The 24289-nt window shown below is 40.0% G+C and carries 20 protein-coding genes; 17 read left to right on the forward strand and 3 right to left on the reverse strand.

The window, feature by feature from the left end:
- Nucleotides 1–94 precede the first annotated feature (94 nt).
- Nucleotides 95–691 carry a biotin transporter BioY gene (locus tag BDR01S_RS11540; RefSeq protein ID WP_066249908.1) on the forward strand — a complete coding sequence of 199 codons (597 nt, stop codon included), beginning with the start codon at nucleotides 95–97 and terminating at the stop codon, nucleotides 689–691.
- A 651-nt stretch (nucleotides 692–1342) separates the two neighbouring features.
- Here the strand turns inward: BDR01S_RS11540 and BDR01S_RS11545 are convergent.
- Nucleotides 1343–2290, reverse strand: coding sequence for an ABC transporter substrate-binding protein (locus BDR01S_RS11545; RefSeq protein ID WP_066249910.1), 948 nt, complete (start codon nucleotides 2288–2290; stop codon nucleotides 1343–1345).
- A gap of 346 nt (nucleotides 2291–2636) precedes the next feature.
- Here BDR01S_RS11545 and BDR01S_RS11550 point away from each other — a divergent pair, with 346 nt between their 5' ends.
- Genes BDR01S_RS11550 through BDR01S_RS11565 form a run of 4 tightly spaced genes read left to right on the forward strand, consistent with a single transcriptional unit; the run spans nucleotide 2637 to nucleotide 6501 of the window.
- Complete coding sequence (locus tag BDR01S_RS11550; RefSeq protein ID WP_066259590.1) at nucleotides 2637–3635, forward strand: FecCD family ABC transporter permease; 999 nt, start codon at nucleotides 2637–2639, stop codon at nucleotides 3633–3635.
- A complete protein-coding gene (locus BDR01S_RS11555; protein ID WP_066249912.1) occupies nucleotides 3635–4654 on the forward strand; it encodes a FecCD family ABC transporter permease in 1020 nt (339 codons plus the stop codon). The genes BDR01S_RS11550 and BDR01S_RS11555 overlap by 1 nt, the downstream gene beginning before the upstream one ends.
- Nucleotides 4655–4668: 14 nt before the next feature.
- Entirely contained in the window at nucleotides 4669–5493 is an 825-nt protein-coding gene (locus BDR01S_RS11560) for an ABC transporter ATP-binding protein (RefSeq protein WP_066249915.1), read from the forward strand.
- A gap of 12 nt (nucleotides 5494–5505) precedes the next feature.
- The gene (locus BDR01S_RS11565) at nucleotides 5506–6501 is read left to right on the forward strand and encodes an NAD(P)/FAD-dependent oxidoreductase (RefSeq protein WP_066259593.1); all 996 of its coding nucleotides are present in this window, start codon (nucleotides 5506–5508) and stop codon (nucleotides 6499–6501) included.
- 150 nt (nucleotides 6502–6651) lie between these two features.
- Here the strand turns inward: BDR01S_RS11565 and BDR01S_RS11570 are convergent, their stop codons facing one another.
- Entirely contained in the window at nucleotides 6652–7854 is a 1203-nt protein-coding gene (locus tag BDR01S_RS11570; RefSeq protein ID WP_066249917.1) for an MFS transporter, read from the reverse strand.
- A 400-nt stretch (nucleotides 7855–8254) separates the two neighbouring features.
- Between BDR01S_RS11570 and BDR01S_RS11575 the strand changes: the two genes are divergently transcribed.
- Both BDR01S_RS11575 and BDR01S_RS11580 read left to right on the forward strand, forming a co-directional pair.
- The gene (locus BDR01S_RS11575; RefSeq protein WP_066259599.1) at nucleotides 8255–9628 is read left to right on the forward strand and encodes an alkaline phosphatase; all 1374 of its coding nucleotides are present in this window, start codon (nucleotides 8255–8257) and stop codon (nucleotides 9626–9628) included.
- Nucleotides 9629–9737: 109 nt separating this feature from the next.
- Entirely contained in the window at nucleotides 9738–10409 is a 672-nt protein-coding gene (locus BDR01S_RS11580; protein WP_066249919.1) for a DUF4352 domain-containing protein, read from the forward strand.
- Between the two features lie 76 nt (nucleotides 10410–10485).
- Here BDR01S_RS11580 and BDR01S_RS11585 read toward each other — a convergent pair whose 3' ends face one another.
- Complete coding sequence (locus BDR01S_RS11585; RefSeq protein WP_066249922.1) at nucleotides 10486–11328, reverse strand: hypothetical protein; 843 nt, start codon at nucleotides 11326–11328, stop codon at nucleotides 10486–10488.
- Nucleotides 11329–11560: 232 nt separating this feature from the next.
- Here BDR01S_RS11585 and BDR01S_RS11590 point away from each other — a divergent pair, with 232 nt between their 5' ends.
- The 10 genes from BDR01S_RS11590 to lacZ all read left to right on the forward strand — a co-directional run bounded on the left by BDR01S_RS11590 (nucleotide 11561) and on the right by lacZ (nucleotide 24289).
- Complete coding sequence (locus tag BDR01S_RS11590; protein WP_066249925.1) at nucleotides 11561–11941, forward strand: GntR family transcriptional regulator; 381 nt, start codon at nucleotides 11561–11563, stop codon at nucleotides 11939–11941.
- Nucleotides 11938–12840, forward strand: a complete 903-nt coding sequence (locus BDR01S_RS11595; protein ID WP_066249928.1) for an ATP-binding cassette domain-containing protein — start codon at nucleotides 11938–11940, stop codon at nucleotides 12838–12840. The genes BDR01S_RS11590 and BDR01S_RS11595 overlap by 4 nt, the downstream gene beginning before the upstream one ends.
- Nucleotides 12821–13570 carry a hypothetical protein gene (locus BDR01S_RS11600; protein ID WP_066249930.1) on the forward strand — a complete coding sequence of 250 codons (750 nt, stop codon included), beginning with the start codon at nucleotides 12821–12823 and terminating at the stop codon, nucleotides 13568–13570. The genes BDR01S_RS11595 and BDR01S_RS11600 overlap by 20 nt, the downstream gene beginning before the upstream one ends.
- On the forward strand, nucleotides 13567–14292 hold the full coding sequence (locus BDR01S_RS11605) for a hypothetical protein (protein WP_066249933.1): 726 nt from the start codon (nucleotides 13567–13569) through the stop codon (nucleotides 14290–14292). Before BDR01S_RS11600 ends, BDR01S_RS11605 begins: the two co-directional genes overlap by 4 nt.
- 160 nt (nucleotides 14293–14452) lie before the next feature.
- Entirely contained in the window at nucleotides 14453–16012 is a 1560-nt protein-coding gene (locus tag BDR01S_RS11610; protein WP_157406156.1) for a response regulator transcription factor, read from the forward strand.
- Between the two features lie 13 nt (nucleotides 16013–16025).
- Nucleotides 16026–17789, forward strand: a complete 1764-nt coding sequence (locus BDR01S_RS11615) for a sensor histidine kinase (RefSeq protein WP_235846548.1) — start codon at nucleotides 16026–16028, stop codon at nucleotides 17787–17789.
- 175 nt (nucleotides 17790–17964) lie between these two features.
- Nucleotides 17965–19251 carry an ABC transporter substrate-binding protein gene (locus tag BDR01S_RS11620; protein WP_066249938.1) on the forward strand — a complete coding sequence of 429 codons (1287 nt, stop codon included), beginning with the start codon at nucleotides 17965–17967 and terminating at the stop codon, nucleotides 19249–19251.
- 193 nt (nucleotides 19252–19444) lie between these two features.
- Complete coding sequence (locus BDR01S_RS11625) at nucleotides 19445–20371, forward strand: carbohydrate ABC transporter permease (RefSeq protein ID WP_235846550.1); 927 nt, start codon at nucleotides 19445–19447, stop codon at nucleotides 20369–20371.
- On the forward strand, nucleotides 20364–21188 hold the full coding sequence (locus BDR01S_RS11630) for a carbohydrate ABC transporter permease (protein WP_066249944.1): 825 nt from the start codon (nucleotides 20364–20366) through the stop codon (nucleotides 21186–21188). Before BDR01S_RS11625 ends, BDR01S_RS11630 begins: the two co-directional genes overlap by 8 nt.
- A gap of 65 nt (nucleotides 21189–21253) precedes the next feature.
- On the forward strand, nucleotides 21254–24289 hold the full coding sequence (gene lacZ, locus BDR01S_RS11635) for a beta-galactosidase, LacZ type (protein ID WP_066249947.1): 3036 nt from the start codon (nucleotides 21254–21256) through the stop codon (nucleotides 24287–24289).

Here is a 24289-nt window from a genome sequence, read left to right on the forward strand (position 1 = left end):
TTCTTATATTGTTAACCTATATTATATTTTAGTTGACAATACCTCTTGTTCCCTTTATTTTAATATTATAACAATTATTAATTGGGGTGGGAGAATGAAAAAAAAATTAAGGGCGTTGGACATAACACTAGTGGGGATGTTTGTTGCATTAATGGCAATTGGCGCTAACATAACCTCCTTTGTACCTTTTATGGTAGTTGGAGGTGTGCCGATTACACTGCAAACCTTTTTTGCTATCTTAGCAGGGGCTATCTTGGGGAGCCGGTTGGGGTCAATAGCGATGACAGTTTATATGCTCGTAGGATTAGTAGGAGTCCCTGTATTTGCTAAATTTGGGGCTGGACCTTCTACCATTTTCGGTCCCACCTTCGGCTTTATCCTCTCGTATATTTTTACAGCATTTATCATTGGAAAAATCGTTGAAAAGAAAAAAACTGTCGCTGTATTTATCATTGCGTCTTTAATTGGAATGACTGTGAACTACCTTTTCGGTACAAATTGGATGTACTTTGCCTATAAAATTTGGGCAGCTGCACCAGAAGGATTCACTTATAAAATGGCTTGGTTATGGATGGTTGTTCCACTTCCAAAAGACCTTATCTTAGCCGTCCTTGCCGGAATGATGGCTCACCGCCTAGAAAAATCCGTCCTATCAAAAGGGCAATTTAAAAATTTAAAGCGTGTCTCCTAAGGGTATTACTCAATAAACAAACGAATGGTGTCAGGCACTTTTTCGATGTCCATGGATGGATGGACTAAAAAACTAATCAAATGTTGGATTAAAAGTACGTGAGTCCATGATACATTTGATTTTTTAGAAAAACAGGAAAACTAATCAAACGTTTGATTAAAAGTACGTGAGACTATGATACATCTGATTTTTTTAGGAAAATGGAAAAACTAATCAAACGATTGGTTAAATCGTGTTGAAGCTATGATATATCTGGGTATTTTAAGAAAAGCTAATAAACTAATTAAACGTTTGATTAAACTTTAATAAAAGGGATGGACTAAGTATCAGATTGTTTTCCCTACATCCGAATTGTTTAGCTCCAGCACGATTGAAGGTTGAATTTAGGATTTATTCGATTCGCTGATAGAACTCGGAAATTCGCTGATAGAATACGAAAATTCGCTGATAGAACACATAAATTCGCTGATAGAACCTAATAATTCGCCAATAGAATGTTTTTCTATCCCTTTACAGAGCGGCAAAGTGTATAAAAAGGTATGTAACATTGAAAAATAACTAAATTTGCGAGTAAATCAACAAAAAAGAGGATTCCACTATGACTTTCATAGCGTGGAAATCCTCTTTTTTAACGTTTTGATAGTTTTCCCTTTATTTTGTAAGTGATTTTACCACTTCATCGATGGTTTTTTCACTGGCTTTCAAACCGTTGATGGTCCAATTACTTGGGTCGTTCATTTCATATACATGTCCATTTTTAACTGCATCCAGCCCGTTCCAGATGGAACTCTTTGCTAATAAGTCTAATCCAGGTTCCCCTTTTTTGCTGACGAGGAAGATGTGATCTGCTTTGATTTCCGGCAATTTTTCAAGTGCAATCGGGTCCCACTGAACAGCGGCACCGCCTAGACCTTCAATGAAGGCAGGCTGCTTAATGCCTAAATCGCCGTAAAGGACGTTGGCACTGAAACGATTGTTTTCCATTAAATAAAACTTATCGGCCATGACCCATAGGATAGCAGCTGATTCATCGCCAATGGCATCGTGGACTTTTGCTTTTGCATCCGCGACCTTCGTATCATAATTCGCTAGCGCCTCTTTTGCCTCTGCTTGTTTACTTAAAATCTCACCCATTTGTGTTAATTGTTTGCGCCAATCTGCACTGACTTCGTCCTTATAGACGTAGGTTGGGGCGATTTTTTTATACTCTTCATATTGGCCCTTTTGAATGGCAGATGGAGAGCTGAAAATAATTAAATCAGGGTTGTTGTTAATTACCTGTTCAAGTGGAAGGTCCCACCCGATTTTTGGAACATCCTTTAACTCTGGTTGCAAATAATCTAAAACTGTGTCCCCGATGGACCATTGAACTGCTGGTCTTACTCCTAATGCTACTAATGAATCCTCTAAATATGGGGCGATAATTCGCTTAGGATTAGCCGGAATCACCACTTCTCCTTTAGCATCTGTTAATGTGACCTCAGTATTTTTTTTCTCAGTTTTCTTGTCCGTACTTGAATTATCAGAATTACTGCAAGCACTTACCAAAAATAACATCAGTAATAAAGTAAAAGATAAATAAAAACGCCTTTTAAACATCGTTAAACCTCCTAAGATAGTGAATACCCTCTTTGATAATGGTAATGATAATCATTTTCATTTACGATGTCAATAAAGAAAACTGTTTAAATTAGGTCAATTTGTGAAAGGAATTTGAAGGATATTTCTGGGAGTCCCTTTTATACTGTAAACATATTGAAAAATAAGTCGTAAATATCTATACTTAATGATAATGATTATCATTCTTTTTAAAAAAATCCACAATTATTCATTTTCAATGTAGTAATATACCCAAAGATTCTTTTTTTATTTAGAAGAGGTGTAAGATTTGAATGGAAATGCACATCAACGAGAAGGCAACTCTTTAGAACTTCATAAAAATAAATTGAAAACATCGATCAAAGGAACTTTTGTATTAATCGTCGGATCGATACTAATCCTAATCTCAATGGGCTTATCGATTGCCTACGGTGCAGCGGATATTAAACTCGGAACAGTATGGGAGGCTGTCTCACATTTTAATCCGGAACTGACTTCTCATCAAATCATCCAAGAAATTCGTATGCCGAGAGCGATCAGTGCCGTTTTAGTTGGAGCCTTACTTGCTGTTTCTGGTGCCGTGATGCAAGGTTTGACACGGAACCCACTCGCATCACCGTCCATCATGGGCGTGACAGACGGGGCAGCGTTTGCGTTAGTTATCACCCTCGCCTTTTTTCCAACTGCGACGATGTTAGGTTTAACCTTTTCATCCTTTATAGGAGCGGGACTTGGCGTAATCCTAGTTTTTACAATAGGGGCTTTTTCAAAGGGTGGATTGACGCCTGTTAAACTTGCACTTGCCGGAGTAGCAGTAGGCTCAATGCTCAGTGCATACTCAAGTGCAATCGCTCTTCATACACAAGTCGCAAAGGACATGAGCTTCTGGTATGCAGGCGGATTAACAACAACAACCTGGGGATCTGTTAAGATTTTACTTATCGCTGGCGGCTTTGGACTACTGCTTGCCCTGTACATCTCTAGGTCGATCACCATTCTTAGCCTAGGTGAGGAAGTTTCAAAAGGACTCGGCCAAAATACACTTTTAGTAAAATCACTTGGGGTCATTGTGGTATTAATACTCACAGGTGCTGCAGTATCGGTTGCTGGTGCAATCGGATTTATTGGATTAGTGATTCCGCATATTACTCGCTTTATGATTGGATCGGATTACCGCTGGATTATTCCTATATCTGCTGTCTTCGGCGGACTGTTACTCGTCTTGGCAGATATTGCGGCAAGAATGGTCAATGCCCCGTTTGAGACTCCAGTTGGAGCAATAACGGCTATTATCGGTGTTCCCTTTTTCTTATACCTAGCACGCGGGGAAAGGAGAGGGCTCTAATGACTCAATCGAAAGCAAAGCAGAAAAAATTTATCGTTCTAATTGGTCTTTTAGTTATCCTAACAGTTATTACTTTTATCATCAGTTTAAATCTTGGTGTGGTGCGGATTGCTCCACTGGATGTATTTAAGACATTACTAGGAATGGGAACAGCCCGGGACCAACTCGTTTTAGTTGATTTTAGGCTGCCAAGAATGATTCTATCCCTGTTAATTGGGGCAGGATTAGCTGTCTCCGGGGCCATTCTGCAGGGAGTGACGAAAAATGATTTAGCGGACCCTGGAATTTTAGGGATTAATTCAGGCGCAGGGTTTATGGTCATCCTCTTTATCTATTTCTTTCAGGGTTCTATGAATAGTGTGACTACGTTTGGCATTTTTTTAATGCCCCTTTTCGCTTTAGTTGGAGCCGTAATCGCTGCGTTTCTGATTTATTTATTGGCATGGAAAAAGGGAATTGATCCCGTTCGGTTAATTTTAGTAGGAATTGGTGTAAATTCAGGCTTTGGAGCAGCGATTGTTATTTTTCAGTTAAAAATGAATCCGCAGGACTTTATGCAGGCGGCCGTATGGCTTTCAGGTGATATATGGGGAGCAAATTGGAAGTTTGTCGCCATTCTTGCCCCATTAATTCTACTGCTTCTTCCGTTAGCTTTATATAAAGCCCACACCCTAAATATCATGAATTTAGGAGATCAAGTCGCGACAGGCCTTGGTATTCGGGTCGAGAAGGAAAGACGACTCTTGCTTTTAGTAGCTGTAGCACTTGCAGGTTTTAGTGTGGCAGCAGGGGGAGGAATTGCGTTTCTTGGATTAGTTGCCCCTCATATATCCAAACGATTGATTGGACCTAAGCACCAACTATTTCTGCCAATAACAGCAGTGCTGGGTTCTTTCCTGCTTTTATTGGCAGACACAATCGGGAAAAATCTTCTGGCACCCACGCAAATACCGGTGGGAATTGTTGTAGCAATATTTAGCGCACCATATTTTATCATTTTACTAATGAAAGCAAAATAAAGGGGGAACGGATTGTGGTTTCACTTTCTACCGAGAATCTTCAGATTGGTTATGGAGACAAGACAATAGTTGAAAACTTGAATTTACAGATAAACAAAGGGGAAATTACTACGATTATCGGAGCCAATGGCTGCGGGAAATCGACGATTTTAAAAACATTAGCACGTGTCCATTCGGCCAAATCTGGAATTATCTATTTAGATGGGAAGATGATTCACAAAGTTCCAACGAAGGAAATCGCTAGAAAAATGGCTGTACTTCCGCAAAGTCCAGAAGCACCCAACTGCTTAACGGTCTATGAATTGATATCCTTTGGTCGTTCCCCGCATCAAAGTGGATTTGGCAGGCTGACTGATAATGATCGAAAGGTGATTGATTGGGCATTAGAGGTGACCGGGCTGACTTCCTTTTCAGCACATCCTGTCGATGCCCTGTCGGGTGGACAACGGCAGCGTGCGTGGATTGCCATGGCGCTTGCACAAGAAACGGACCTCTTGCTGCTAGATGAACCAACCACGTACCTCGATATGGCACATCAGCTGGAGATTTTACAACTGCTTGAAAAATTAAACAGGGAACAGAGCCGGACCATTGTGATGGTTATTCACGATTTAAACCACGCCTCGCGGTTTTCCCATCATATGGTTGCTCTTCGCAACGGTACGATTGTTAAAGAGGGGACCGCAGACGAAGTGATGACTCCGGATGTTTTAAAAACTGTTTTTCAAATCGATGCGGAAATTGTCAAAGACCCGCGGACAAAGAAGCCAGTATGCCTTTGCTATGATTTAATAGAGAAAGAGCAAAGTTTAGATAAGCGAAGAGTCATGAATTTCTAGTTGTTGGATTGGATGGGGAATGAAATGAAAATCTATGATGTAACCATTATCGGCGGGGGTCCCATTGGACTATTCACCGCCTTTTATTGTGGGATGAGAGAGATGGAAACGAAAATAATTGAGTTCCTGCCATATTTAGGTGGAAAGGTTTCCTACTTCTACCCTGAAAAAGTCATCCGTGATATTGGCGGGATTCCTGCTGTTTCAGGTGAAAATCTCATCAAACAGCTGACGGAACAAGCACAAACCTTTAATCCGACGATTGTTTTGAATCAGCAGGTGGTTGGGTTGGAAAGATTAGCAGATGGGACTTTTCAATTAACAAGTCATAATGGTGAGCGGCATCGGACACGTACAATTATCTTAGCGACTGGTTTCGGGACGTTGAAAAGTGCCAACCTGGATGTTGAGGGTGCTGAGAAATTTGAAGGACGGAACCTGCGTTATGGGGTGGAAAGGCTAAATGACTACAGGGATAAACATGTGCTGATTTCCGGTGGCGGAAATTCGGCTGTTGATTGGGCGAATGAGCTGCTGCCGATTGCGAAACATGTGACTGTGGTGCATCGCAGACATGAATTTTCAGGACTTGAGCGGAATATTAGTAATTTGCGTAAATCAGCTGCAACCATCCTGACCCCGCATGTTTTGGACTCTTTACATGGGGCCGATGATCGGATTGAGAGAGTGTGCGTTAAAAACCTTGAAACCAACGAAACTCAGGTCATTGAAGTAGATGAAATCCTTGTTAATCATGGCTTTTGCATTGACCTAGGTCCGATTAAGGGCTGGGGGCTAGACTTCGAATATGGGAATATCAAAGTAGACAATAGGATGCAAACCAATATTGAAGGAATTTTTGCCGCTGGGGATGTGGCCAATTACCCTAATAAATTTCACCTAATCGCAGGCGGTTTCTCAGAAGGCCCCACCGCCGTCAATAGCGCCAAAGCCTACATAGAACCAGAAAAAGAACTCAAGCCCATCTACTCCACTACCCATTTTTGAGACTAGTGGAGGTGACTAGTGCCCGTGGAGGGTAAAAAAACAGTTCAATGGTAACTAGTGAAGGTGACTAGCGGTCATGAAGGATGAAAAATCGGTACAGCGTAATTAAATAAACACAAAAAAACCGGGTAGCACCCGGTTTTTCGTATGTTAGTTATTATGATTAGCTATATGGGTTTGAAGGTATCTGTGTCTCGCATAAAAAACAATTGTCATGATGACCGACAAGCCTCCGAACAGGACACACATTAGCTGCAAGCCAATTAGATCAAGAAGAAAGCCGCTAATGAGCAGGACAATCTGATAGGTCACCCGGTCGAGCATGTTTCGGAAAGAAAAGAATCGCCCATGGAACTCCTTTGGTACCTTCGTTTGAAAAATGGTGGCAGCCGTCGGGAAAAAGCAGCCCACAGAAAATCCAAAAACTGCAAACGCAACAATCGTCAATGCCGGAACGTCAGCCAAATAAAGAAGCAACTGAGAAACCCCAATCAAAAAAGAACAGGCAAATAAGATGATATAGGGGGAAATTCGATCACTGATTAATTTTATGAAAAAAGCGCCAAGCATAAAGGAAATTCCTTCTGTCGTGTAAATCCAGCCCTTTATGGCTGCACTATCTTGCAGCTCACTAATGTTAATGACGACAAGGTTAAAGCCGCCTAGAAAAAGGACCGGAACCAATGTCATAATCAGTGTCATCAAGACAATGGGCAGACCTTTAATAATAGGAAAGACCTCTTTAAAACTTGTTTTTTCTGACCCATTTTTTGGGGCTGTCTGACGATCCCTAGTTTCATCGATATTTAAGAACCAAGTTAAAATGAATAGCGCGATATACGCTACCAGAGAACCGACATAAAGCATCGATAGAGGCAAAACAACTAACAAAATTCCGGCCACCGCTGTTCCGATAATCCGAGAAAGAGTCGATGCATTCATATGAATCCCATTTAATTGGAGCAAATCCTTTTCTGCCACAATCAAAGGCAGAGCTGCTTGTAAGGCAGGAAAATAAAACGCAGCTGAAATCTGCAGTAAGACTAGAAAGACGACCATCCACCAGATGGAGCCTGTCGCAATTGCAATTAACATAAAGATGACACTAATAGCCCTAACAAATCCAGCAATCAGCATAACGGTTTTCTTACTGGCTTCGTCTGTAAGTCTGCCTGCATAGGGTCCAACAGCAATTCCGGCAAGAAGCCCTGCTGCGAGAAGGAGAGATTTTAAGAAGTCTGAAGGCAGCTTTGCTTGCATAAATTCTAAATTACCAATAATGCCGAGCCACAACCCAAGTCCGGCGATAAATTCCCCTGTTAACAAAATCCAAACATTCTTATTCCTCAACATAAACTATGTCCCTCAATCCTCAATTTATATCCATATTAAACTACAATACTATTCAAAATACTAACAGAAAACGGTGTCAGGCACCACGTGTAGATAAATCCCATTTTATGATGCATGACGCCTGTTTTCCGAGTTAACTCTTATTCAATTGTTCAATTTTTGTTAAGAATATATAAAGAAAAGTAGGTCGTTTTCAGGAGAAGCCAGTCCGGAAACGAATTGATAAATACAGCCTATCTGTTCAAATGTATTTTTACTCAGACAAATTTCCTATATTTAGGCTAGATAATGAAATTTGTTTTTACAATTGTTTACATTTGCTTAATACTGCCCCACTATAATGAGAGGCGTAATAACAACTTTAATTGAGGGGGAAATTAAATTGTTTAAGAAACAGCTTATGAAAAAGGTTCTTCCAGTTGCGGTTCTCTCATCTTTGGCGTTTAGCAGTCTTGTTGGAGCTGGTACGGCTAATGCCAAAACGGAAAAAGCAGCTAAAAATAATGCGGAGATTAAAAACGTCATTTTTCTGATTGGTGATGGTATGGGCGTTTCTTATACCTCGGCTTACCGTTATTTAAAAGACGATCCGTCTACCAAAAGAGTGGAGCCAACTGAGTTTGATAAATTCTTAGTGGGACAACAAACTACATATCCGGAGGATGCGAAGCAAAATGTCACGGATTCAGCATCTGCTGCTACGGCAATGGCTGCGGGGGTTAAAACCTATAATGCCGCTATTGCGGTGGATAACGACAAATCTGAAGTCAAAACTGTCCTTGAAGCTGCGAAGGAGCAGGGGAAATCTACCGGTCTCGTGGCAACTTCAGAAATTACACATGCCACACCTGCATCGTTCGGTTCTCATGATGTAAACCGGAATAATATGAATGCGATTGCCGATGATTATTATAATGAAAGAGTGAACGGAAAACACAAAATTGACGTCCTTTTGGGGGGCGGCTCTGATTTATTTATCCGTCAAGATCGTAATCTTACAGATGAATTTAAAAAGGATGGATACAGCTATGTTTCCAACCTTCAAGAATTGAAAAAAGATAAAAATGACCAGGTGCTCGGTTTATTTGCAAAACGCGGTATGCCAAAAATGATCGACCGGACAGCAGAGATGCCTTCTCTAGCGGATATGACGACTTCGGCAATTGAGCGCTTAGATCAAAATAAAAAAGGTTTCTTTTTGATGGTGGAAGGCAGCCAAATCGACTGGGCCGGTCATGATAATGATATAGTTGGTGCGATGAGTGAAATGGAAGACTTCGAAAAAGCATTCAAAGCAGCCATTGATTTTGCCAAAAAGGATAGACATACACTTGTTGTGGCAACAGCGGACCATTCAACTGGCGGATACTCGATCGGGGCCCGCGGCGAGTACAACTGGTTTAGTGCGCCAATCAACGCGGCAAAGCGCACACCTGATTTTATGGCTGAACAAATTGCGAGCGGCGCAGATGTGAAAGATACGCTGACTAAATTTATCAATCTTCCTTTAACGGATAAAGAGATTCAGACCGTTAAAGATGCGGCGGTTTCAAAGAAAGTTGTAGATATCGATAATGCGATCGAACAAATTATTGATACCCGTTCCTTCACTGGATGGACGACTGGGGGCCATACGGGAGAAGATGTAAATGTATATGCATTCGGACCTGCCAGCGAGCGCTTCTCCGGTCAAATTGACAATACAGACAATGCTAAAATCATTTTTGACATTCTTGAAAAAGGTAGCAAAAAAACAGTCATCGAAGATAAGTGAGTTTTATCCTTGTAAGCAAATTAGAATTTGCAAATAAGCAATCCCATTGCCCTTTTAGCAATGGGATTGCTTTCTACAAAGCCATTTTCACTTAATGGGAGGAATCAATATGAAACAAACATTGATTACTATTTTATTAGTTCTACTACTTACAGGCTGTTCATTTGTTTCAATTCACCCAAATAGAGACAAGACCGAATCAAAAACAGAGAAAATCTCCACAGATACAAAAAAGATTTCCGAAGACGATCATAATGCCTATTATAATAACCCGCAGGTGACTGATGATTCAACATTACAGAAACCTGGCCAATCTATTACCGATGAAAAAGGGGAAGCGACCTTAAAGGCGGTCAAACCAATAAATAGTGTTTATCATTTGGGGGAAATCGAGTTCACAATCAAAGAAATGAAACTGCTTCACTACCGGCCAGATTATAGTCTAATTGACTATTTCCACCCGTTAACGGAGGCTGAGGAATTTGATTTTATTAAAATTAATGTTGATATTAAAAATAAATCGAAAGAAAAGCGGAATTTTGCCCCAGTTGCCCTATTTGAAACGAATACAGGAGTAAAAGTGGATTGGAAACAGGATATGTATCTTGAACATTTAAATGGGGAAATTGAAGGGAACCGAATCAAGCGGGGAAGCATTGGCTTTATTGTAGACCATGCAGAGAGTAAGAAAATAGAATGGATTCAAATTCTAACCAGTGACGTGTTTAATGAGAAACAAGAAAGGCTGGAGGAAGCCCAAAAAATCCAACTTCATTTTTAATTATAAATGAAAAGGTGTAGTGAAAAGGTGTCAGGCACCACTCGTGGACATTTGTCCACGAGTGGTGCCTGACACCTTAAGTCCCTTTAGCTAATTGTTTGCTGATTGTTTCTGCATATAATAGTGCTGCTATTGATAATAGAATGTAATACGGTGTATCCCACCATACTTGACTGTGCAAAATACCTGTTATTCTAAGAAGGATTATGGCTGTATACATAGATAGGGCGGTGACAATGTACTTTAACCATCTGGGCATCCAATGGAACTTCGCGATGGCAACATAGAAGAGACTGGCACATAGATAGAAAATGGCCCCAAATGCAGTTGTATCCTTCGCTTGATTTCCAAACCATCCCAATTCATAATATCGATTGGAGAAAAACAAAATCGGAAAAACATGAAAGCTTCCCGCAAAGGTTCCAACGATGAGAAATAGACAAAAGGAATGAAGCATTCCTTTTAACGGAAGCTTGATTTTTTTGTGCAATATTTTTGCAAACAGATAATAAAAAGGAAGCCCCAGTGAGGTGTATCCTATCTCCCACCAATTGTGACTATAGATATCCAGCTTTAGGAATACCCACTCAATCCCTGCAAAAATTCCAGTAATCAAAGCAATCCAAAGCCAATTCTTGTGAAAAGTTGCGAGGAAGGTGGCGCTCACTGGCAATGCTAATGCATTTGATGCGATTGCTCCTAAATTACTATCATAAACAGCATCGTGCTTGATAAGTTTCGGATAATATTGATAACTCCCTAAAAAATTATAAATGACTGCCTCAATGATGTACCCTGCACCGACCATCGCTAAAAAAAGCAGCAAACTCCTTCTTACCCCTTTTTTATAACAAACATAAATCAGAAGAATGATACTTAATAACACTAATCCGAGATAGCATAATGAATTAATATTCACTAATACACACTCCTTCTTAAAAATAGTATCCAAACCTCACTGGAAGTTTATTCATTTTATTTGCACTCCATTTTGCCATATCCATGGTGTCAGGCACTAGCCGTGGACAAATGTCTTTTTGTGGTGCCTGACACCAAAAATGGAAAATTACGTAATTACATTGTTTTTTATTCCCAATTGTTATATACTACATTACAACACTAATGTACTGTGTTAGGTGAGGGGTGATAGCTTGAATCTGAATTTGGACGGGTCGAAACCGATATATTTGCAGGTCTCCGAGTGGCTTGAGCGGGAGATTCTGAATGGGAATTTCGGTAGTGATCAAAAAATTTACTCCCAATATCAACTCGCAGAAATATTTAATATTAATCCAGCAACTGCCGCGAAGGGCCTCAATATATTGGCAGATGAAAATATCCTCTATAAAAAACGCGGGCTTGGGATGTTTGTAGCCGGCACGGCTAAAGAAATGATCCTAAATAAGCGAAAGAATCAAACGTTGAAAAGATTGGTCCAGGAGATTGTCCTCGAAGCGGAACGGTTAAACGTGAGTAAAGCTGAATTAATTGACATGATAAAAGCGGCAAACATAGGGGAGGTAGAGGAATGACTGTCATTGAGTGCAGAGGATTAACCAAAGATTATGGGAGAAACAGAGCATTAAACGGCCTTACAATTAAGATAGAGGAAAATAAAATTACCGGCTTGATTGGACGAAATGGAGCAGGGAAAACAACGCTCTTAAAAATTATTGCAGGCCATATAAAAGAAACGGCGGGGGAGATAAAGGTCTTTTCTGAAAGACCGTTTAACAATCTAACAGTTTCAGCAAACGTCATATTTATCCATGACCAAATGAACCTCCCTACAGCATTAAACCTTATGGAAATCTTAGAGGCGGCATCGAGCTTTTATGAAAATTGGGATCAAGCCCTAGCCAATCGACTATTTGACTATTTCTCCTTCAATCCCCTGCAGCAATATAACGGGTTGTCAAAGGGAATGAAAAGTACGTTTCATACAATTTTAGGATTATCCGCCCGTTGCCCATTAACCCTTTTGGATGAACCTACTACAGGAATGGATGCGGCAGTCAGAAAAGACTTTTATCGAGCTCTCCTTAAAGACTACTTAGCCTACCCACGCTCCATTATTATCTCAAGCCATCATTTGAATGAGATTGAGGATTTACTAGAAGACATTCTTCTCATGAAGGATGGGAAAGAGCACCTTCATCTCCCTGCAGCTGATTTTAAAGAGTGGGCAATTGGAATCCAAGGGAAGACAGGGCTCGTCCATGAATGGACAAAGGAAAGAGAAATCCTTCACACGAAAAGCATGGGTCCTGATCAGTCCTACGTGGTTGTAAGGAATGATCTTTTAGAACACGAATTGCAAAAGGCTCGTGCTACGGGGATTGACTTCTCACCTGTTACTCCAAGCGACTTATGTGTTTATTTGACTAGTAAATCGAAAGGGGGAATAGACGATGTCTTTAACAAAGATTAGTCTACTATCTACTGTGAAAAAACAATATCGCTATAAGCTGAAGGCGTATGTTCAGGTATTTATGACATTAGTTTTTCTCCAACTGTTAGCCATCCTCTTTACATTAAACGGAGTGGGAATGGCAGGTTCGAGCAGCGAATGGGTCGAAGTGGATGTTCATTATTATTCAGCGGATATTGTTGTCTTTTTCACGATGATGTGGGGTTTTATTACGGCCATTCTCATTACTACAAAGGCCTACAGAAATGATGACTTTGTCTTTATCACCAATCGACTTAGTAGTAATCTTTCCAATCTATTGTTCCTGTTGACGGCCAGCATAATTGGTGGACTAACAGCCTTGCTGTCTACTTACTTAATAAAAGTGATCGTCTATTTCTTTGTAGGCCAACTCACGATTGATAGCACGAATGTGGTGAGTGCACCTGTTGAACTACTTTTAGGTATTGTAGCTGCAACTTTCTACATTATTCTATTTAGTGCACTTGGCTATTTTGTTGGAACGCTTGTCCAAATTCATAAAGCATTCGTTGTCTTAGTACCAGCACTTTTTTTCGGGTCGTTGTTTCTCGGAGCGGTTAGTGGGTACGAAAAAACAGTGACAAACATCTTAGGATTTATCTTTACGGAGCCCTCCATCCTGTTATTTATTTTTAAAATAATCGTTGTAGCCGGTATGCTTTTTTCTGGGGCGTTTGTTATCTCCAATCGATTGGAGGTTAAGCAATGAACATGAACATATTTGCACCCATTCTTATCATCTTATTCATAGTCATCATGATTTCCATGTTTATGTTCAAAATCATGAAGAAGACAGTCAACAAAAAGGGGAAATACTCGTACGGCAATCGTGTCCACTGGATCGTTGCTGGATATATTTCACTATTGCTTATCTGTGGAATGGTGGTTACATTCTCCTCTGCGAAAAATAGGGCTGATTTTAAAACAATTAATATCGATGAATTAGATAAAGAAAGTGCTGCGTTAGACAACGCAGCGGTAGCGGGAAAAATCGATACCGTGGACAAGAAATATATCGAAAAAAAATGGTCTTTCGATTATCAGGACCAAAAGCTTAACGTAGTTCTTGTCAACGGGGAGTTTCTAAACACCAAGATTTTTGTGGAAAGAAAGAAAACGAATGATCATAAGATTGAAGCGATTTCTTATAGAACGCGGTCTAGTGTGAATGAGATGGATATCTCCAAGAGAATTAACCCGACGCGCTTAGAATTAGCCGAAGGCACGTTATCGTTAAGGAATCCTAAGAAAACAACATTAGAATTCTCTGTGTTTAATCATGTCTTTGCGGTCAACCAATTTACTGGCGGGGATTCGTTATTCTCACATCATTCTAGTTTTTACGATGGGCAAAGCATTCTCTACATGCGAATCCCGAAAGACCTTGAACTTATCGACAAATCTGATTTAAACATTCAATATGTAAAGTAAAGGTACCATAGCGTATCCATTTAATTGGATGCGCCTTATTTGTATTCTAAGTTATAGAAGCTAGTAGGTGCATTTTTATAAAAAAACAATCAATATTGTTATAGTATAATAAAAATATTGTAATTTCTAATTGTACAGGTCATCTTCTGGAGGGATTGCGTTGACAGTCGGGGAGCTATGCCGAACACTTATTGTAGACGATGAAATGTTAATCAGACAAGGGATTAAGCACTATATCAATTGGGAGCAAGAGGGGTTTATGATTGTCGGTGAAGCTTCGAATGGTCAAGAAGCACTGGAATTAATTGAAGCCACGAACCCACATATCATCATTACAGATATCGTCATGCCTATAATGGATGGAGAAGAACTAACAAGAATTGTGAAGGAAAAATATCCACACATTGAAATCATTATCTTAAGTAGTTTCGGAGAATTCGATTATGTACGATCCACCTTTCAAAGTGGCGTTGTTGATTATATATTAAAGCCCAAGCTCAATGCAGACGGACTGTTAAAAGCTTTAAAAACGGCATCAAGCAGGATCCCTTCGTTTCAGGAAATGGAAAATAAATCAAAGCGTAATCCCCCAGTTGGGCAGATTATCGAGAAACTCATTTCTGGTTATGAAGTAAACTTTGATTCAGAGTTAGTCTCTCAGGCTTTTCCATATAGTTATTATTGTTTAATCGGAGCGGATCTAAGGAGCCACCAATTTAAAAAGAACTCAGATTTTCAAACAAGTATTAAGATGAAAATCGAAGAAGTTATTCAGTTAAACTTAAGCCAAGCTGTTTATGAGCCACTAAGCGTTGAAGATAATATTATCGGATACTTAATTAATATAAACGAGGAGAATCTACCACAGGTCATTAAATTGGCGCACCAACTTGTACAGTCATTTCCGGAAATTAGCCTTGCTATGACGGAGGAGTTTGCGGACCTTGCACGATTAGGGACAGTTTACAAAGAAAGTCTGCTAAAATTGTTAGCTTATCGCTTTTATTTTCCCGAACAATCATTCTTTATGAAACAGAATCTCCCTAATCTGCCTGCCAAACCTGAAAATTTTAATTTAGATTGGTTTACAGAAGAATTAAAGCGCAAACACTTTGATTTAGCCTTTCAATATTTACAGGACCATGTTACAGCGTTGTCGAGCTGTTATACAATGGATGTCTTTGAATTTAAAGCTTTCTTTGGCAACATTATTTTTAACATAACGATTCTCCTCAGTAATATGAAATATAACGTAACAGAACTAGAAAATGCTAAGTATTCCTATTTTAAGTCGATTGATGAAGCGCCTTCAGCAAGGGCTACCGTTGAATTAATGAATCGCTTTACCGAAGAAGCAAAAAATTGCATATTTGAAACGGTGCAAAGCGGGCCTGAAGATATAAATATGAAAAACCTAATCATATATATAGAAGAACATTATGCGGAACCGCTCACCCTTACTGGGGTGGCAAAACATTTTCATTTTAATCCTTCATACCTTTCCAGCTATTTTTCAACACATAATAAAGAAGGATTTATCGAATATCTTAATAGAATTCGGATTGAAGAGGCGTCGAAACTACTTATACAGGGTACAGAATCAATCTCTGAGATTAGTGGAACGGTTGGTTATTCGGACCACAGTTATTTCTGTAAGGTTTTTAAGAAAATAAAGGGAGTGTCTCCAAGCCAATACAAAAGGAAGCAAAAACTAAGATAAGAGATGGTGGATTATGAGATTTATTCCCGAGCGTTTTAAGCATAACGGATTGTTTATCGTTATGTTTTTCATTACGGTTATGATGATTATCACAGTTTCGATAACGATTACTTGGACAACTATTCGGATGTCAGAGCAATTTTTTATAAAAAAGTTTAGCATTACGAACTATAAAGTAATGAGTCAGGTCAAGGAAAGCTTCGAATCCTTTAACTATTCGGTCGTCCTTGCATCGAATAATCTCCTTCAAAGCAATACGATTAAAAATATTCTTACACATGAGCAATTCAGTAATAAAGAGAAGCTCAGTGCCTATTTTAATACGGGCCAACAGTTAAAGCATGTCGAAACCAATTTAGATGCATATGAGGAAAGTATCCAAGTCATGGGCAGAAATGGGTTCAGCTTTGCAACCAACCGTGATTACTGGCCAATTACGGACGAAGAGCTAAGGACAAGCATTCTAGCTAGTAATACGTTTAAGGAGCCAAAGAAACTAATTTATCAATTGGATAAGCGAAATGATGGAACTAATCGCCGGTTCATTGTTGCATCCAAGGTGTTGATGGAACGGATCAACGGTACGGTTTATGGATCAATGTACTTTGCGTTTGAGGAAAGCGAATTTAGAAGGTTCTTCACAAGCTATACAGGCCCTGGTAATAATGTGTTTGTCGTCGACAAGCAGGGGATCATTGTTTCTAGCAACCAGTCCAAGCTCATTGGGAAAAAACCAGAGGGCTTGCTTAGCTATGCGGAAAAAATTGAAAAAAGTTCAGACCATTATATCATTGAGAACTTCATGGGGAAGGACCAAATTATCTCGATGGAATATCTTCCTTCCTTTGACATGTACTTATTTAATATGATCGATAAGCAAAAAGCAGTCGGGGACCTCATTGATAAAAAGGATATCGTGCTTATCTCCATGGCGATCGTTTTTGTGGCGCTAATTATTGTCTTTCTAGCGACAAGGAGATTGACCAATTCGTTATCGAGTCTTGTTAAGCAGATAGAAGATGCATCCAAACATGAATTCCACCAATATGTGTCTTCAGCCGGCACCTATGAAACCATGAAGATCGGCAACGCCTTTAATTCCATGCTTGATGAACTCCATCTGTATGTTGATCAACTGGTAGAATCACAAAAGCAGAAGCGCAATGCGGAATTAGCCGCATTGCAGCAGCAAATCAATCCACATTTTTTATATAACACATTAACGTCAATAAAATTCATGGTGCAGCAAGGTGGAAAGGAAGAAACCGAAGCCACAATTAATGCGTTGATATCCCTGCTTCAAAATACCATTGGCAATGTTAGCGAGACGAATACGATTAGCCAAGAAGTGGATAATTTAAAAAATTATGCCCTTATCAATCAGAAGCGGTATGGTAATCGGATAAAAGTTAATTATTTCGTAGCACCGGATTGCTTGGAGTATCACGTACCAAAGCTTATCCTGCAGCCTTTTATGGAAAATTCATTCTTCCATGGGTTCAACCGAAAGCCTGGCGGGTATATTAATGTTCTTGTCTGGCAGGAGAAGAGTACGTTGATTTGTGAAGTAGTTGATAATGGGGATGGAATGGAAATCTCTTCTGAAAATAAACTACCCAATACAAAACGGAAACAACAGATGTTTTCTGGAATCGGAGTGCGGAATGTTCATGAGCGGATCCAGCTGATTTACGGAGAACCGTTTGGTGTGACAATATCCAGCGAGTTGGGCGAAGGAACAAAGGTCCGTGTAGAACTTCCGATTTCATCCATATAAAAATAGTCATAAAATCTAAAAATAATCCAAATTAATTAATTGGAAGCGTGTTCATGTTACAAAGATATTACTAACCATTAAAAATATCGTCCTAACGATACGGTCCTTTCAGGTGATAACATTATATTTGTAAGCAAGACAACGCTTACAAAACTAGAATGTTGGGGGAATATCAATGAAAAAAGTACTAGCACTCTTTCTAGTTAGTATATTGATGCTAACTGCCTGTTCTTCGGGATCAAATAAAGACACTTCCGACAAGGGCAAGGATACAAAGGAAGTAACTGTATGGGCTTGGGATCCAAATTTCAACATTAAAGCAATGAATTTAGCAAAAGAAGCTTACAAATCTGAAAACCCAGATGTAAACATTAAAGTAATTGAACATGCACAAGATGATATTATCCAAAAGCTAAATACCAGCTTAAGTTCTGGCACGACTAAAGGACTTCCGAATATTGTCTTAATCGAGGATTATCGGGCACAAAGCTTCCTTAAAGCGTATCCAGATATGTTCCATGAATTAACTAGTTCTTTTAAAGCGGCTGATTTCGCTCAGTACAAAATTGCACCTACCAGCTTGGATGGCAAAAACTACGGTCTTCCATTCGATACAGGTGTAACAGGACTATACGTTAGAACGGACTATTTAGAAAAAGCAGGCTACAAAGTGGCAGATTTACAAAACATGGACTGGAACAAGTATATTGAAGTAGGTAAAAAGGTTAAAGAAGCAACTGGTAAATCAATGCTTACACAGGATCCAAAAGATCTTGGTCTAATTCGTATGATGATACAAACGAGCGGTTCATGGTATTTAAAGAACGACGGCGTTACACCTGACATCGCAGGCAACGCAGCATTAAAGGATGCATTCCAAACCTATAAAGCAATTTTAGATGCAGATTTAGTGAAACCTGTCTCTGACTGGGGTCAATTTGTAGCAGGCTTTAACAGCGGCGACGTTGCAACTGTTCCAACGGGTAACTGGATTACTCCATCCATTAAGGCTGAAGCTTCACAAGCCGGCAAATGGGCTGTTCTTCCGATGCCAAAACAATCAGGTATTGCAAATTCTGTAAACGCTTCTAACTTAGGCGGAAGCTCTTGGTATGTGTTAAATATCGATGGTAAAGAAAAGGCTGCGGACTTCTTAGGCAAAACATTTGGATCCAATGCTGATTTTTATCAGACTCTGAATAAAGAAATGGGCGCGATTGGTACTTATAAGCCAGCTTCTGAAGGCGAAGCTTATAAAGCAGCAGATGATTTCTTTGGAGGACAAAAAGTCGTTTCTGACTTTGCCGCCTGGACAGAGAAAATTCCTCAAGTCAACTATGGTATGCACACCTATGCAATTGAAGATATTTTAGCTGTGAGCATGCAGGATTACCTTAAAGGTAAAGATCTAGATAAAGTATTAGAGGATGCTCAAAAGCAAGCAGAAGAACAAATTAAATAACACAATAAGCTAGAAAGTATCAAATCTTCTTTTTAAAGAGATTATGCCTTAGAAATTCGCCGGCTTCTACCATTCATGTATTGGAGCTATCTGATGTATCAGGCGACTTTCTAAGGCGTTTTCTTTTCTTGGCCGCTCGCCAGTCGGCGAGTGTTTTCTTTAAACTTACAACGTAAGGAGTTGACTAAAATTGATAACAGCGAAAGAAAACCACACCCAAGCCCTTCAAAAAGTAAATTCTGGTCGCAAAACTCGGTTGAAAAATAATGTCATTGGCTGGTCCTTTGTAATTATCGCTGCCGTAATGATCTTTTTGTTTTACTTCTACCCAATGGTTCAGGCTCTTATTTTATCTTTTCAAACAGGTGTTGGTGCGAACCTAACCTTTACAGGTATCGATAATTATACGCGTTTATTTAAGGATCCAACATTCCTTACCACGGTGAAAAATACAGTCATTTATTTAATCATTCAAGTACCGGTTATGATTTTACTGGCTTTATTTCTATCGGTTCTACTGAATAATAAAACGTTAAAGTTTAAGGGCTTTTTCCGAACAGCCATCTTCTTACCATGCGTAACCTCACTTGTTGCCTATTCCGTAATCTTCAAATATTTGTTTGGTCAAGATGGCATTATCAATATGATGTTAATGAAAATTTCATTAATCTCGGAACCAATTCAATGGCTCACGGATCCCTTTTGGGCAAAAATTGCTATTATCATAGCTATCACTTGGCGTTGGACCGGATACAATATGATCTTCTATTTATCCGCCCTTCAAAATGTCGATGAATCTATTTATGAAGCAGCTAGAATTGACGGGGCATCGCCAATTCAGCAATTTTTCAAAATAACCATCCCAATGTTGAAACCGATTATCCTATTTACATCGATTACTTCAACCATTGGTACACTGCAATTATTTGATGAGGTCATGAATATTACCAAAGGTGGACCTGGTAATGCGACAATGACCATTTCTCAGTATATCTATAATTTATCGTTTAAGTATACTCCGGACTTTGGGTATGCGGCGACTGTCTCATATGCAATTGTCATTATGATTGTTATCTTCTCTATCATTCAGTTTAAGGCGGCAGGTGATAATAATGAATAAGCTAAAAAGCACATTCAGCTATACAGTTCTAGTCATCGCAGCCATTGTTTCTATGTTTCCCTTTTTATGGATGATTGTGAGCTCGACCAACAAGTCTGTCGATGTGACGCAAGGAAGGATGATGCCTGGCAGTCACTTTATGCAAAACCTTCACAATCTGCTGGACACGGTGGATCTTGTACCTGCGTTAATTAATTCAACAAAAATCTCGGTAATAACTACTATCCTTGCCATGCTGATTGCTTCCTTGGCGGGATATGGATTTGAAATTTATAAAAGTAAATCCAAGGATTTTGTATTTAACATTTTGTTAGTTTCGATGATGATTCCTTTTGCTGCATTGATGGTACCGCTCTTTAGAATGTTTGCGACCATTTCACAATCCTTACCGTTTATTGGCATTGATACAATTGCAGCTGTCTTATTACCGACCGTTACAACCGCCTACTTGATCTTTTTCTTTAGACAAAGTACTAAGATGTTTCCGAAGGAAATCCTTGAGGCAGGGAGAATCGATGGACTATCCGAATTGGGATGTTTCTTTCGGATTTATCTTCCGACAATGAAGACAACGTACGCTGCAGCAGCCATTATTACCTTCATGGCCAGCTGGAACAGTTATTTATGGCCGCTTGTTGTGTTGCAGTCACCAGAGAACCAGACCATTCCACTGTTAATTTCGAATCTCGGTTCCAGTTACTCACCGGACTTTGGAATGATCATGACAGCAATTGTGATTGCAACCTTGCCGGCAGCAATTATCTTCTTCATTATGCAAAAGCATTTTGTCGCTGGCATGATGGGATCTGTTAAATAGTAGCAAGGTAAAATGATTTCTATTTTTACCATTTTGAAAAAATGTAGATTGAAAGAGTGATGATGATGACAACAATTCCAAAAATAGATTGGCTGACGGATGTGAATGTGTTTGCCGTGAATCGATTGCCTGCACACTCCGATCACTTATATTACGAAACATTGGAGCAAGCAAAAACCTCAGGTCCAATGGCGATGCGCCATGACCTAAACGGAAACTGGAAATTCAACTATAGCGTCAATCCGGATAATCGTCCGGAGAACTTTTACCAAGTGGATTTTAATTGTTCTGGCTGGGGAGACATTACCGTACCTGGGCACATACAGCTTCAGGGCTACGGAAAACCACAATATGTAAATACGATGTACCCATGGGATGGCCTTAATGAGATTCGTCCGCCTGAGATTCCACTCGATCATAATCCAGTGGGCAGCTATGTGAAGATGTTTACGGTGCCTGAAAACATGATAGATAAGCCTTTGTACATTTCTTTCCAAGGAGTAGAGTCAGCGTTTTATTTGTGGCTAAACGGGGAGTTTGTCGGCTACAGTGAGGATTCTTTCACACCAGCGGAGTTTGATCTCACCCCTTTCCTTACGAATGGTGAAAATAAGCTAGCCGTGGAGGTATACCAGCGAAGCACAGGAAGTTGGCTGGAGGATCAAGATTTCTGGCGTTTTTCAGGTATTTTTCGCGATGTTTATCTCTACACTGTACCGGAAATTCACGTCTATGATGCCTGCGTTCGTGCCGAATTGAATGATGCCTTTACGCAAGGAACGCTTAAAGTAGACCTCAAGCTATTGTCTGGTAACGCTTCTCCTTCAAAAATTGTAACAGAATTGTACGATACAGAAGGCAGCTTGATATCAACCCGTACGATTGGCAATAATGTCGGAAAATGGTCAGCAATGATGGACGTTGAGACTCCCAAATTATGGAGCGCAGAAAGTCCATATTTATACAAGCTTTATATTCAAGTGTATAACGAGAAAGGTAGTTTGGTAGAAGTTGTTCCGCAAAATGTGGGCTTCAGAAGGTTTGAACTCATTAATAAAATCATGCATCTCAATGGGGAACGGATTGTATTCAAGGGCGTGAATCGTCATGAATTCAATTGCCGGACGGGCCGTGCGATTACAAAGGAAGACATGCTTTGGGATATTAAAACGCTGAAACAAAATAACATCAACTCTGTTCGGACGTCTCATTATCCGAATCAAAGTTACTGGTACGAGTTATGTGATGAATACGGTGTTTATGTCATTGATGAAATGAACCTGGAAACGCACGGATCATGGCAAAAGATGGGGGCTGTCGAGCCGTCCTGGAATATTCCCGGGAATAAGCCGGAGTGGGAGAATATTGTTATGGATAGGGCTGTTTCCATGGTTGAACGGGATAAGAATCATCCGTCCATCCTGATATGGTCATGCGGGAATGAATCCTATGCAGGTGAGGTTATTCTTAACGTGTCTAAATATTTTAAGAGAGTGGACCCAAGCCGCTTAGTTCATTACGAAGGTGTATTTCATGCTCGTGAATATAATGAAACGAGTGATATGGAAAGCCGTATGTATGCCAAACCGGCTGATATTGAGGACTATTTGAATGCAAATCCGGAAAAGCCATACATTAGCTGCGAATATATGCATGCAATGGGAAATTCACTTGGCGGGATGTACAAATATACAGATCTAGAGAAGAAGTATCCAATGTATCAAGGCGGTTTTATTTGGGATTATATTGACCAATCGCTAATCAAAAAAGATCGCTACGGGAAGGAATTTTTCGCAACGGGCGGTGACTTTGATGACCGTCCGACCGATTATGGCTTCAGTACAAATGGGATCGTTTATTCTAATAGAGAACTTTCACCTAAGATGCAGGAAGTCAAATATTTATATCAAAACTTTAAGCTAAACCCTGATCAGACCGGTGTATCAATTATCAATGACAGCCTGTTCTCTGATCTAACTGACTATGATTTGGAATACTTCCTTTACCTTGAGGGCAAGGAATTGTATCGAAATAAGCTTGAGGTAAATGTTGGACCTCTTAGCGAGGGAAGAGCAGAATTTAAACTGCCTGCTGGTGTCATGAGTGCTTCCGGGGAGTACTGTATTCAAACCTCCTTGGTCTTAAAGCAAAAAACACTCTGGGCTGAGGCTGGTTATGAGATTGCATTTGGACAATTTGTATTTCAGGTAAAGGCGGTAGAAAAGTCTGCCGCTGCACAGGGAGAGTTAAGAGTCGTTGAAGGTGATGTCAATATAGGTGTCCATGGCAGGGACTTTACGATTCTGTTCTCGAAACAGGCCGGCAGCCTCGTTTCACTTAATTACGCGGGAAAAGAGATGATTGCTCTTCCGCCGGCACCATTATTCTGGCGGGCGACCACGGATAACGATCGCGGTTACTCACAAGGCTTTCATTCAGGGCTTTGGTACGCAGCCAGTCTGACCAGAAGATGTGTTGGTATTGAACTCGAAAATGACAAAGGCCAAGTGACTGTTGCTTTTACCTATCAATTATCTATAAGTGAAGAAGTTGTGGTGAAAATAGGTTATACGGTTTTTGCCGATGGCAGTGTGCGTGTGAAATCGATTTATCAAGGTGCAGATCATCTTCCACAGATGCCGATTTTTGCCGTATCCTTTAAGGTGCCGGCGGATTATGATCAATTAGAATGGTACGCCATGGGTCCTGAAGAAAACTACTCGGACCGTGCACAGGGAGCCAAACTTGGTATCTTTAACAATAGTGTATCAGAGAATTTGAGCGGATATGTTATGCCGCAAGAGTCAGGCAACCGCACTGGAGTACGCCGGGTAAGTGTGACAAACCAGGATGGACAAGGACTAAGAATTTCTGCTGTTACCGAACCATTGGAGTGCAATTTTTCTCCATATACAGCTTTTGAACTCGAGAATGCTCAACATCATTACGAGCTTCCGAATGTCCATTACACGGTTGTGACGGTAGCAGGCAAGCAGATGGGTGTTGGTGGAGACGACAGCTGGGGCGCACCGGTCCATGATGAACACCTCATTCATGCTGACAAAGACATAGAATTCGAGTTTATCATTAATCGAATTTAA

The sequence above is a fragment of the Neobacillus drentensis NBRC 102427 genome (genome assembly GCF_001591445.1).
In the GTDB taxonomy this organism is placed as follows: Bacteria; Bacillota; Bacilli; order Bacillales; family Cytobacillaceae; genus Neobacillus; species Neobacillus drentensis.